The following is a 12,193-nucleotide window of genomic DNA, read 5'->3' on the forward strand; positions in this document are numbered from 1 at the left end:
ACGGGATGTCGCCAATGACTATCGCCGAACCGCCAATCAGAGCCCTCCACGACGACCGGCGCGTCACCGGTGACGGCGTCCACATGGTCGCGCGCAACTACCGCAAGGGCGTCCGGCTCGATCTGCACATGCATCGCGAGGCGCAGCTGGTCTATGCCGCCTCCGGCACCATGCAGGTGACCACGCCGAAGGGCCGCTGGCTGGTACCGCCGGACCGCGCAGTGTGGGTCCCTGCCCTGCTGCCGCACGCAATCGACGTGCTCGCCGACATCGAGATGCGGACGCTGTATTTCGACCAGGCCTGGCTCGCGCGCGAGCGGCGCAGCGACAGTCTCGGCCATGAATTCGTGGTGCGGGTGTCGCCGCTGGTGCACCAGGCGATCCTCGCGCTGTTCGATACACCCTGCGGACGCGAGCGCACCGAGCTGTTGATCAGGCTGGTGATGCTGGAGCTGCACCAGGCCGAGGATTCCGCAACCTTCATCCCGCTGCCGCAGGAGCCGCGCTGCCGCCGCGCCGCCGACATCGTGCTGACCGATCCGACGGGGGATCACGAGATCGATGCGCTGGCACGCACCGTCGGCACCTCGGCGCGGACGTTGTCGCGGCTGTTCTCGCTGGAGACGCAACTGTCCTTCAAGAGCTGGTGCCAGCGCGCGCGCATCGCGGCCGCGATCGAACGGCTATCGACCGACGCCAATGTCTCGGTCAAGCAGGTCGCCTCCGACCTCGGTTATGCCAGCGTGCCGGCATTTTCCCATGCATTCCGCCAGGTCACCGGCAAGACGCCGACCGCATTCGCGGAGAAATCGTGCGAGAAAGCGTGAACCGAAGTTGTCACCGGGCGCAGCGATGACGAATTATACCGCTGTCGCGCTGCGACATATTTCCGTACGATCCATGCGCTTGATTGCAGTCCTCCCGACCTTAAATCCCGTGTAAGGTCCGGCTTCACTGAATACGACCTGCTGGATGCGACGCGCAAATGGCCAATGCCTTCTTCTCCGACCTGCTCTCGACCATCTCCGAACGCGGCCGCGTCCTGCTCGGCCGCGCCAGCCCGGCCAATGACAAGCAGGATGCGTCCGAGCTTCTGGAATTGTGCGAAGCGCTGCTGTCCGGCCGCGGCGAGGCCTCCGGCACCGCGATGGCACGCGAAGTGCTCGACCGCTACCACCATCTCGATGCCGCCGGCCGGCTGTCGTTCTTCCAGACGCTGGCGCGCGATTTCGGACCCGATCACGCCCGGCTGGCGCAAGCGATCGACGCCTGGCGCGCCAACGCCAATGGCGACGATGCCAGCGACCTGCATTTCGCCTCCGAGCCGCGCCGTCAGGAACTGATCCGCCGGCTCAACCGCGCGCCCGGCGGCACCGGCGATCTGGTGTCGATCCGCTCGGATCTGCTTTCACTGATGAAGGGCAACAAGGACCTCGCCGCGCTCGATCGCGACGTGGTGCATCTGCTCTCGTCCTGGTTCAACAGGGGATTTCTCGTGCTGCGCAGGATAGACTGGTCGTCGCCGGCCAATATTCTGGAGAAGATCATCCGCTATGAGGCCGTGCATGAGATTCGCGATTGGGACGATCTGCGCCGCCGCATCGATCCGGTGGATCGCCGCTGCTACGCGTTCTTCCATCCGGCGCTGGCCGACGAGCCGCTGATCTTCGTCGAGGTCGCATTGACCGAAGCCATTCCGGGCGCGATCGCGCCGCTGCTTGCCGAAGAGCGCGAGCCGGTGCCGGTCGAGAAGGCCCGCACTGCGGTGTTCTACTCGATCTCCAACACCCAGCGTGGGCTCGGCGGCATCTCGTTCGGCAGCTTCCTGATCAAGCAGGTGGTTGAAGAGCTGCGGCGCGAATTGCCCAAGCTCGACAATTTCGTCACGCTGTCGCCGGTGCCGGGCTTCATGCAGTGGATCAAGCAGGCCGACGACGTGCCGCTCACCGACGAGGATCGCCAGTTGCTGGAGAGCCTCGGCAAGCCGGACTGGTTCGAGAACGCCGAACTCGCCGCGCAGCTGCGCGGGGTGCTGGAGCCGCTCGCCGCCTACTACTTCCTGAAGGCGCGCACGCCGAAGGGCCGGCAGATCGATTCGGTCGCCCGCTTCCATCTCGGCAATGGCGCGCGGCTGGAGCGGATCAATTGGCTCGGCGATCTCTCGCCCAAAGGACTGCGCGAATCCGCCGGCGTGATGGTCAACTACCTCTACCGTCTCGACGACATCGAGAAGAACCACGAGGCCTACGCCAACAACGGCGAGGTGATCGCCTCGAGCGCGGTGAAGAAGCTGTTGAAGGGCGATGGCCGGCGGCTGCTGGACAGGCGGCTGGGGTAAGACGCTCCCTTCCCGTCATTGCAACGACGACTGGGAGCTTTCCAACCCCGTCATCCTGAGAGCTTGTGACGGATTCGGCTCCTGCGGAGTTTTTGGCGGCTGTTCGTCGCAGCAATTGGCAGGTTTGAGTTCGAGTTCGGCGATGACCCGTTGTTTAGGCTCTGGAGAGGCGGTTGCCTTGCAGGATGTTGTTGACGAGGGCGTACCAGAGCACGACGGCACGGACCTTTTCGATGCCGCGCACGGTCAATTGCCGCAGGTCCCAATTGCGCCAGCGGGCATGGATGCACTCGCAGATCGACCGGGACCTGTATCGGGCCTTGCCCTCTTCGCTCGCCATTCGCGCACGCCAGGCCAACACCCCCGGACCGTCGCCGCGCCGCGGTAGATAGGGATCGGTACCGTGCTTGGATTGAGTGGGCGGACAAAAGATATCGATGCCCTCGGCATAGGCCCATTCGATGTCCTCGGCACTGCCAAAGCCGCCATCGACGAGATGGTCCTTGGGCAACCCTCCGGGCCGCGCACGCTGCCGCTCCAGCATGGGGCGCATCAGGCCGCGATCGGATCCGATGTTGCAAATTCTGGTGTCGACGACGATCTGCTCCCCGGCCACGCTCGTCACCTGCACGTTGTAGGCGGGGCGGAAGCCGCCGTTCGCCATCTTCATGACCCGTGCATAGGCGTCCGTCGTGGAGGCCCGCGGCTCCTTCGGCGTCTTGCCGTTGCCGCGACTTTCTTCGCGCTCCTTGCGCTGCTGCTTGATCTCGGCGAGCGCCGTCTGCGCCGCCTTCACCCGCGCGCTGCGTTCCCGCGCGGCCCGCTCCTTGGCTGCCCGGGCACGCTTATTGCTGGCGTCCGAGCGTGTGTCGACCTCGCGCTTGAGGTCTTCCACCACGGCCTCAGCCTGCGCCAAATGCTTATCCAGCGTCGCCTCGCGCCGGAACGAGGCCGCCCCGGCGCTGGCCCGGACCCGCATGCCATCCTGCGCCAAGGTCTCCAGATCGACGAGACCGGCCTTTGCCAACGCTGCCAGATGCTCACTGAGCAGTCGGTCAAGCAGATCGGCGTTGCCGACCCGGAAGTCCGCCAGCAGGTGATAGTTCACCGACACCCCGCCGCACAGCCAGCGATAGGCATCGTGGCTCTCGCACAGCCGCTCCAACGCCCGCGCGCTGCCAACGCCTTCGCTGGCGGCATAGAGCCACAGCGCCAGCAAAAGCCGGGGCGAGGTCGCGGGGTGACCGGGACGATCGCCGCGAGCCTTGATCCGGTCCTCCAACTCACTCAGATCAAGCTCTTCGACATAAGACCAAATCAGCCGCACCGGATGGTCTTCCCCGATCAGGCTCTCAATATCAACCGCTCGCAGCGCAATCTGGTCGCGCTGGGGCTCACGCAGCCGCGGAGCGCCGGGCAAGCCCGCTTCGGCTGGTGGCTTCGCCTGCTCCGGCAGGTCCCCAAACAACTCATCGGCAGCCAACATCACCTCCCGCGAATCCATCATCGCCAGAGAATCACACCGCGCCGGCTTTCGGCTATAATGCTCGCTGAAACCCCAAAAAAATCACACCCTCTGAGGAGCGGCCTCTTGGCCGCGTCTCGAAGGATGTACGGCCCGGCCGGTGGCCGTCGATCCTTCGAGACGCCGCTTCGCGGCTCCTCAGGATGACGGGCAGTGTTCGGCGCCTTGGCTTCGGATTGATGTCCTACTTCATGCCGAGCTCGATATTCTCGAAGCGTTGTAGGAATTCCGATTGTAGCGGTTCTAATGAGTAACCAGCATCACGCAGTCGCGGATCGCGGCCGCAGCCCGGCCGGCAGATGCGCGTCGATCCAGGCCGTGATCGTACGCTCGTTGCGATGGTAGAGCAGGCCTGCGGCGATCACGGCAATTCCGATCAGCGACAGCGAGAACGGGAACCACAGCGAGTCCTTGAACACGACGTCGGCGAGATGGCCGAGATAGAGACAGATGCCGAACGCGCCGAACACCGCATAGGCACGCCGCATCAGGATCACGGCGATCACGACGAGACCGACATTGAGCAGGCAATAGACCGCCTTGCTGAGTTCGGTCGAGCCTTCGGAGGCACTGATGCCGCCCCAGAACGCCATCAAGCCGAACAGGTGCAGCCAGAACGCAAAGTCGCCGTTGCGGCTGCGATAGTCCACGATCCACGCCACCGCGAGCACGGCAAGACCGAACCAGACCGACACCCGGCGCCGCATCTCGAAATCGGCATAGGCGGTGCCGCTGAACCACGGCGCCAGATCCATCGACATGAACCACAGCGCAACCGAGATGATCGCGACGATGAAAGCGAAGCGATAGGAGCGCAGCGCAACGATGCCGGCGGCGACGGTGGCGATCTCCATGAAGATCCAGCTGCCCTTCACCCAGACGTAGAAGTCCTGCACCGTTCCGGGCTTGCCGAACTTGCCCCACCAGCCGAGTTCGTCCTGAATGCCATACACCGCGAGCGGCGCCATCGAGACCGCGATCGCGATCAGCAGCCCGCCGGGAACCCGCAGATTCCTGTCGTGCCAGAGGTGGTGGCCTGCCACGGCGAAGCCGACCGCATAGGCGATCGCGCAGGCCGTGAGCGCCCGGCCGCCCATCTGGGTGAAGGCCAACGTCGAGAACAGGCCCATGGCGCCGATCACGATCAGCGCACCGGCGTACCAGAGCACGTGGGCGGCATCGAATTTGGCGGCCGGGCTGGCCTCGCTGGCCGAGCTGCTGCTCGCCAGGAAGGCCAACAGGCGGTCCAAGTCGGCGGCGCTGATCACCCCGGCATCGGCGGCGTCCCGGAGATCCTTAGCTGAATATGGCATGCGGCTATCCTTGCGGCCGGTTTCTGCGCCCTCCCTGGATGATCCGGAAGGCGCCTTCCCACATGAGTATACGCAGATATGAGCAACGTTCAATAATTTATTGAGCGACGCTCAAAATTTTTGGCGTGCGGGACATGTTCCGGGACCCGGCGCCGCCGCCGGGTGCCCGGGCCGCCCGCGCCAACCGGCTCAGCATCGATGGCCGCTCGCCTCAACGACGCACGACGAGCGTCTCGACAATGCCGGCATGATCATCGCGCGTGCGGTGAACAAGATGTGCGAGAGCGAAGACGGTCGATGCTCGACCTGCGACCGGGGTCAACGCGAACGTGCTTCGCTGGCCCCCACATGTCCGAAGCTTGTCTCGAACATTGCGCTTTGCTGCTGGCGACACGATCAGATTGACTGATCTCAACGCAGCCGACGACGTGCGCAGAATTCACGAGAGCAATCGCAAGCCTCGAAGTCGATTCCTGACACCGCGCTGACATCGCAAGCACGCGCGACGCGAAACAGTTTCACAATCCGACATTCATCGAGCTTGCGACAATTTCACGATACATCGACAGCGCTTTCCGTATGCTCGCCGGCGGGGTTGGTCGTGTAACCGCAGGGGACTTCATCATGAAAAAAATTCTGCTCGGCATTGCCGGCCTCGCAGCAATCGGCACGCCGGCCTTTGCAGCCGATCTCGCTCCGCGCACCTATATGCCGACCAAGGCGCCAGCGCTGGTCTCGCCCGCCTACGATTGGAGCGGCTTCTACATCGGCCTCAACGGCGGCGGTGGATGGGACAGGAATTGCTGGAACAACACGGCTCTGTTCGGCACGCCGGTGAGCCCAAGCGTCGGCGAAGGTTGCGCGAGCAATTCGGGCGGCACGGTCGGCGGTCAGATCGGCTATCGTTGGCAGGCTGCATCGTGGGTATACGGCGTCGAAGCGCAGGGCAACTGGGCCGACATCTCCGGATCGAGCCAGAGCCTGCTGTTTCCCAACATCACCAACCAGACCAAGACCGATGCATTCGGCTTGTTCACCGGTCAGATCGGCTATGCCTGGAACAACGCGCTGCTCTATGTGAAGGGCGGCGCTGCCGTCACCGACAACCAATATTCCGGCTGGTCGAACGCAACCGGCATCGAACTCGGCACGGCCAATGACACGCGCTGGGGCGGCGCCATCGGCGTCGGCTTCGAATACGGCTTCGCACCGAACTGGTCGCTGGCGCTCGAATACGATCATCTCTTCATGGGGACCGGCAATGTCGCCTTCACCGGCGTCGCTCCCGCCAATCTCGGCGTCAATACGCGCAACGAGGACATCAGCCAGGACATGGACCTCGTCACTGCGCGCATCAACTACCGCTTCGGCGCGCCCGGCATCGGGTACTAGCGCGTGAATCCGCAACCGAGATTGCAAGAGACACTGCACGGGAGACGACAAGGAATGCTGAAACTGAAAATGCTGCGCCAGGCGATCCTTGTGGTTGCCGTGGCCTCGATCGCAATGCTTGCCGCCAACGCGGCCTCGGCGCGCGGCTTCCATGGCGGCGGAGGCTTCCATGGCGGCTTCTATCGCGGCGGATTTTATCGCGGCTATGGCTGGGGCTTCGGTCCCGGCTTCTACGGACCCGGCTATTACGGCTATCCGTATTACGGCTATCCCTACGATGGCGGCGGCTGCTACCTCGTCCGGCGCCGCGTGCACACGCGTTACGGCTGGCGCATCCGCACCTTGCGGGTCTGTGACTGACGCGGTCGGCTCACCGAGGATCGCAAACCTCGCTTGGTGAACAAAGGGAGCGTCGTCGCACTGACCGCGCTCCCTACTCCGCCAGCGCCTTCATCTCCTTGTAGAGATCCGACTTCCCCTCGAAGCCGATGCCGGGAAGCTCGGGCATCGTGATGTGGCCATTCTCGACGCGCACGCCATCCGGGAAGCCGCCATAGGGCTGGAACAGATCGGGATAGCTCTCATTGCCGCCGAGGCCGAGGCCGGCCGCGATGTTGAGCGACATCTGGTGGCCGCCATGCGGGATGCAGCGGCTCGGCGACCAGCCGTGGGTCTTCAGCACCGCGAGCGTGCGCTGATATTCGCAGAGCCCGTAGGACAGCGCGCAATCGAATTGCAGCCAGTCGCGATCCGGCCGCATGCCGCCGTAGCGGATCAAATTGCGCGCGTCCTGATGGCTGAACAGGTTCTCGCCGGTCGCCATCGGGCCGGGATAGAATTCGGCGAGCGCGGCCTGCAACGCGTAGTCCAAGGGATCGCCGGCCTCCTCGTACCAGAACAGCGGATACTCCCGCAGCATCTTGGCGTAGGCGATCGCGGTCTCCAGATCGAAGCGGCCATTGGCGTCGACGGCGAGCTGCGCGGCGCTGCCGATCTCCTTCAGCACCGCCTCGATGCGCGCACGATCCTCGGCGAGCGGCGCGCCGCCGATCTTCATCTTGACGACATTGTAGCCGCGGTCGAGATAACCGCGCATCTCCTTGCGCAAGCTCCCGAGGTCCTTGCCCGGATAGTAGTAGCCGCCGGCGGCGTAGACGAACACGCGCGGATTGGCGCTGACGCCATGGCGCTCGGCGAGCAATCGGAACAGCGGCTTGCCGGCGATCTTCGCGACTGCGTCCCACACCGCCATGTCGATGGTGCCGACCGCGACCGAGCGCTCGCCATGGCCGCCCGGCTTCTCGTTCGACATCAGCGTCGACCAGACCTTGTCCGGATCGAGATTGTCGCCGGTGGTATCGAGCAGCGATGTCGGATCGGCGTCCAGGAGACGCGGCGCAAAGCGCTCGCGGATCAGACCGCCCTGCCCGTAGCGGCCGTTGGAATTGAAGCCATAGCCGACCACGCGCCTGCCGTCGCGCACCACGTCGGTGACCACGGCAACCAGGCTCGAGGTCATCTTGGTGAAATCGATATAGGCGTTGCGGATCGGCGAGGAGATCGGTTTCGTCACCTCGCGGACGTCGACGATACGGACGGACATGCTTGTGCTCTCAAAGTTAGGCTTGCCGCCTCATCGTCATTGCGAGGAGCGAAGCGACGAAGCAATCCATATTTCAACTTGCGGCGCGATGGATTGCTTCCCTTCGCTCGCAATGACGCGGAGGAAGCGCCTCAGGACTTCGCCTTATCCCTAAAATACGGCTCGACCGGGCCGTGCACCTTGATGGTCAGCGGATTGCCGTAGCGATCCTTGGCATTGCCGGCGGTGACCCGCACCCAACCCTCGCTGATGCAGTATTCCTCGACATTGGTCTTCTCGGCCCCCTTGAAGCGGATGCCAACGTCGCGCGCGAGGATCTCGGCGTTGTAATACGGGCTGTTCGGGTCGACCGAGAGGCGGTCGGGGAATTGGTCGTTGGTGTTGTCGTCGCTCATAGCAGCGCCTCGATGTCCTTCTTCAATCCTTCGGGCCGGGCGGTCGGCGCATGCCGCGCCACGACCTTGCCGGCGCGATCGACCAGGAACTTGGTGAAGTTCCACTTGATCGCCGGCCCGAGCAGGCCCGACTTCTCACGTTTCAGGTGTTCATACAATGGATGCGCAGCACTGCCATTAACGTCGATCTTGGCGAACATCGGAAACGTCACCGCGTAATTGGTCTCGCAGAAGGTGGCGATCTGCTTCGCATCGCCCGGCTCCTGCGCGCCGAACTGGTTGCAGGGGAAGCCGAGCACGGCAAAGCCGCGCGGCGACAATCCGGCGTGCAGCTCCTGGAGGCCCTTGTATTGCGGCGTGAACCCGCAGGCGCTCGCCGTGTTCACGATCAGCAGCACCTGCCCCTCGAATCGCCGCAGCGGCATGTCCTCGCCAGCGAGCGACTTTGCGGTGAAATCGTAGACTGTCGTCACGTTAGGCCACCGGATCAATGGCGGCGGACGGCGTGCCGCCGGCCTCGATTGCCTCGCCCGCGGCAAGACAGAGATCCTCGCGGTAGCGGGCGGCGACCAGCTGCACGCCGACCGGGATCCGTCCGACGAGGCCCGTGGAGACGACGAGCCCCGGCAGTCCCATGAAGGGAATCGCGATCTGCGGCAGCTGCGCGTGCCACACTCGGGCGAACGACGCCTCGTCCTTGCGGTCGAGATGATCGGGGAACGGCAGCTCGCCGGACACCGGCATCAGCAGCACCGGGTATTTGTCGAGGAAGGTAAACCATTCGCGGGTCAGCGTGGCGCGGCGGGTCAGCGCCTGCGACAGGTCGAACGGATGCACCCGGGCGCGCACGCCGCGCAGGCAGGCCAGCGCGCCGGGATCGCCCTCGCGCTCGGCGAAGGCGAGCTGGGCCTCAAAGCCGTCGCCGAGCCAGAGCCGGGTCTGGATCTCGGCCGCCTCGCGCAGCGACGGCGTATCGTCGATCTCCTCGACGATCCAGCCGGCATCGCGCAGGCGCTTGCCGGCATCGGCCACCGCGGCGACCACTTCCGGCACCGGGTTGAGGCCGTCGGGATTGAGGCACATCGCAACGCGCTTTTCGCGCGGCGGGCCCTCGAGCGGCACCGGCGCGTACCAGGGATCGCGATAATCCGGCGCCGACATCGCCGCCAATGAAATGCGCAGGTCATTGACGGTGCGCGCCAGCGGGCCCGACACCGCGCTGATCTGCGGGCCGATCGGACGCTCCGGCAGCGCCGCGTTGAAGGCCGGGATGCGGCCCAGGCTCGGCCGCAGGCCGTGCACGCCGCAGGCATAGGCCGGATAGCGGATCGAGCCGGCGATATCGGTGCCATGCGCGATATGGCCGATGCCGGCCGCGACCGCGGAGCCCGCGCCACCCGACGAGCCGCCCGGGGTGATGCCGGGATCGCGCGGGTTCTTGGTGTCGCCGTGAATGAGGTTGGTGGTGAACCAGCGATAGGACACCGCCGGACAATTGGTGCGGCCGAGCAGCACCGCGCCGGCCTTGCGCAGATTGGCGACCACAGGGTTGTCGACCTTGGCGATCAGGTCGCGCTGCGCCTTCAGCCCGTTGGTGGTGGCGTAGCCCTCCTGGTCGACATTGACCTTGATCGTGATGGGCACGCCGGCGAGCGGACCGACCGCCTCGCCACGCGCGATGGCCGCATCGACCTTGGCCGCCTGCGCCAGCACGTCGTCCGGCCGGTGATCGACCACCGCGTTGAGCTTCGGATTGACCGCGTCGAGCCGGGCCAGCCCGGCCTCGGCGGCTTCCTTCGCCGAGACCTTCTTCGATTTGATGAGGGAGGCGAGCTCGGCCGCCGACAGACGCCAAATATCCTGCATGAGACACTCCGTATGACGCAGGCGTTTTAGCCCCACACGAAGAGCAAGGCCAGCGGCCCGCCGCCTGATGTTTCAGCGGACATGTGCGATGTAATAGGCAAGGTCGCCGATCTGCTCCTTGCTCACCGTCTGCATCACGTCGGCCATGGTGGCGTCGTAGCCGTGGCGGCTGTTGTCCTTGTATTCGGCCAGCGTCTTGGCGAGGTAGTCCTCGCGCTGGTTGGCGATGCGGGGGACGTTGTCCTTGCCGGAAAAATCGGTGTTGTGGCAGCTGTTGCAGCGGTTCTGCTGCGCCAGCGCCTGGCCGCGCGCGATTCTAGCGGGATCGCCGGCATCCGCGGGCGGCGCGGGCTTCGGCAGGGTGGCGATGAAATCCGAGAAGGCGCGCAGATCGTCGTCGGTCATCGGCTTCGCCATCTCGTTCATCGGGTCGAACACCCTGAGCTTCTCGCGAAACATGAACAGCTGGATCAGCGCATAGGGTGCCTGCTGGCCGCCGAGCGACGGCGTGTTCTCGGTCTCCGACGTGCCATGCTCGCCATGGCAGGCAAAGCACGCCGCAGCGCGCTCCTGGATGGTCTCGGCATTGGCGGAGAATGTGACGAAGGCAAGTGCCAGGGTGGCGATGATGATTTTGTGCATTGTCCACTCCCGGCATATTCCGTCATTGCGAGGAGCGAAGCGACGAAGCAATCCATCTCTCCGCACGTGGAAAAATGGATTGCTTCGCTTCGCTCGCAATGACGTCGTTGGTAATTACTGGTTAGCGACCTTCGGCTTGCCGTAGCTGACGCGATAGACCGCGCCGTTCCAGTCGTCGGAGACCAAAAGCGAGCCGTCCTTCAGCAGCATCACGTCGACCGGGCGGCCGACATATTTGTTGTCCTCGAGGAAGCCGGTCAGGAACGGCTCGACCGACTTCACGGTGCCGTCCTTGTTCAGCCTGACGACGACGACGTCGCCGCCCTGCTTCTGCGACTTGTTCCAGGAGCCGTGGCGCGCGACGAAGATCACGTTCTTGTAGGCCTTCGGGAACATGCTCCCGGTATAGAAGCGCATGCCGAGCGAAGCGGTATGCGGGCCCATCAGGCCGACCGGCGCGGTATAGTCCTTGCAGGACTTACCCCAGCCGAGCTCCTGGTCGATGATGTTGCCTTGCCAGCAATACGGCGCGCCGAAATCCTCGCCCGCCTTGGTGACGCGGTTGAGCTCGTCTTCCGGCACCGTCTCCGACAGCCAGTCGCGGCCGTTATCGGTGAAGTACATCTGCTTGGTCTCGGGATTCCAGTCGAAGCCGACCGAGTTGCGCACGCCGAGCGCGTAGACCTCGGCGCCGGAGCCGTCGAGATTCATGCGGCGGATCTGGCCGTGATCGGCATCATGCAGCACGTTGTTGCCGGGCTGGCCGACCGGGACATAGAGCTTGTTGTCGGGGCCGATGGCGATGAACTTCCAGCCATGCGCCTCGTCCTTCGGCAGCTTGTCGTAGATCACGGCCGGCTTCGGCGGGTTGTCCAGATTGTCCTCGATCTTGTCGATCTTGGAGACCTTCGAGAGTTCGGCGATGTAGAGCGTGCCGTCCTTGAAGGCGACGCCGTTCGGGCGATAGAGGCCGGAGGCGATCACCTTGACCGAGCGTTTGCCGTCCTTGTTGACGATCGCATAGACCTTGTCGACGAGCCGGCTGCCGACGAACACGGTGCCCTTGTCGCCGAGCGCCAGCGAGCGCGCATTGGGCCATCCCTGCGGCATAGACCTCGA

General features: G+C 64.6%; 12 protein-coding genes. 4 read left to right on the forward strand and 8 right to left on the reverse strand.

What is annotated here, in order from left to right:
- The first annotated feature begins 14 nt into the window (after window positions 1–14).
- On the forward strand, window positions 15–827 hold the full coding sequence (locus ACVMB0_RS35335) for an AraC family transcriptional regulator (protein ID WP_461349145.1): 813 nt from the start codon (window positions 15–17) through the stop codon (window positions 825–827).
- Between the two features lie 158 nt (window positions 828–985).
- The gene (locus tag ACVMB0_RS35340) at window positions 986–2,338 is read left to right on the forward strand and encodes a malonyl-CoA decarboxylase (RefSeq protein WP_461349146.1); all 1,353 of its coding nucleotides are present in this window, start codon (window positions 986–988) and stop codon (window positions 2,336–2,338) included.
- A 154-nt stretch (window positions 2,339–2,492) separates the two neighbouring features.
- Here the strand turns inward: ACVMB0_RS35340 and ACVMB0_RS35345 are convergent, their stop codons facing one another.
- The gene (locus ACVMB0_RS35345) at window positions 2,493–3,824 is read right to left on the reverse strand and encodes an IS1182 family transposase (RefSeq protein WP_456756372.1); all 1,332 of its coding nucleotides are present in this window, start codon (window positions 3,822–3,824) and stop codon (window positions 2,493–2,495) included.
- Between the two features lie 299 nt (window positions 3,825–4,123).
- The gene (locus ACVMB0_RS35350) at window positions 4,124–5,176 is read right to left on the reverse strand and encodes a hypothetical protein (RefSeq protein ID WP_461349147.1); all 1,053 of its coding nucleotides are present in this window, start codon (window positions 5,174–5,176) and stop codon (window positions 4,124–4,126) included.
- A 624-nt stretch (window positions 5,177–5,800) separates the two neighbouring features.
- On the opposite strand from ACVMB0_RS35350, the gene ACVMB0_RS35355 reads away from it, so the two are divergent.
- Both ACVMB0_RS35355 and ACVMB0_RS35360 read left to right on the forward strand, forming a co-directional pair.
- Window positions 5,801–6,568: an outer membrane protein gene (locus ACVMB0_RS35355; RefSeq protein WP_461349148.1), complete on the forward strand. Its 768-nt coding sequence runs from the start codon at window positions 5,801–5,803 to the stop codon at window positions 6,566–6,568.
- A gap of 54 nt (window positions 6,569–6,622) precedes the next feature.
- Entirely contained in the window at window positions 6,623–6,928 is a 306-nt protein-coding gene (locus tag ACVMB0_RS35360) for a hypothetical protein (protein WP_456753251.1), read from the forward strand.
- A gap of 73 nt (window positions 6,929–7,001) precedes the next feature.
- Here the strand turns inward: ACVMB0_RS35360 and ACVMB0_RS35365 are convergent, their stop codons facing one another.
- From ACVMB0_RS35365 to ACVMB0_RS35390, 6 genes are all read right to left on the reverse strand, one after another.
- Window positions 7,002–8,171 carry a mandelate racemase/muconate lactonizing enzyme family protein gene (locus ACVMB0_RS35365; protein ID WP_461349149.1) on the reverse strand — a complete coding sequence of 390 codons (1,170 nt, stop codon included), beginning with the start codon at window positions 8,169–8,171 and terminating at the stop codon, window positions 7,002–7,004.
- A 131-nt stretch (window positions 8,172–8,302) separates the two neighbouring features.
- The gene (locus ACVMB0_RS35370; protein WP_456753249.1) at window positions 8,303–8,566 is read right to left on the reverse strand and encodes a DUF3297 family protein; all 264 of its coding nucleotides are present in this window, start codon (window positions 8,564–8,566) and stop codon (window positions 8,303–8,305) included.
- Window positions 8,563–9,039, reverse strand: a complete 477-nt coding sequence (locus ACVMB0_RS35375) for a glutathione peroxidase (RefSeq protein ID WP_461349150.1) — start codon at window positions 9,037–9,039, stop codon at window positions 8,563–8,565. The genes ACVMB0_RS35370 and ACVMB0_RS35375 overlap by 4 nt, the downstream gene beginning before the upstream one ends.
- A gap of 1 nt (window position 9,040) precedes the next feature.
- Entirely contained in the window at window positions 9,041–10,432 is a 1,392-nt protein-coding gene (locus tag ACVMB0_RS35380) for an amidase family protein (protein WP_461349151.1), read from the reverse strand.
- Window positions 10,433–10,504: 72 nt separating this feature from the next.
- On the reverse strand, window positions 10,505–11,074 hold the full coding sequence (locus ACVMB0_RS35385) for a c-type cytochrome (RefSeq protein ID WP_461349152.1): 570 nt from the start codon (window positions 11,072–11,074) through the stop codon (window positions 10,505–10,507).
- A gap of 114 nt (window positions 11,075–11,188) precedes the next feature.
- Window positions 11,189–12,184 carry a PQQ-dependent sugar dehydrogenase gene (locus ACVMB0_RS35390; RefSeq protein WP_461349153.1) on the reverse strand — a complete coding sequence of 332 codons (996 nt, stop codon included), beginning with the start codon at window positions 12,182–12,184 and terminating at the stop codon, window positions 11,189–11,191.
- Between the last annotated feature and the right edge of the window lie 9 nt (window positions 12,185–12,193).

The sequence above is a fragment of the Bradyrhizobium sp. USDA 4451 genome (assembly GCF_054822585.1).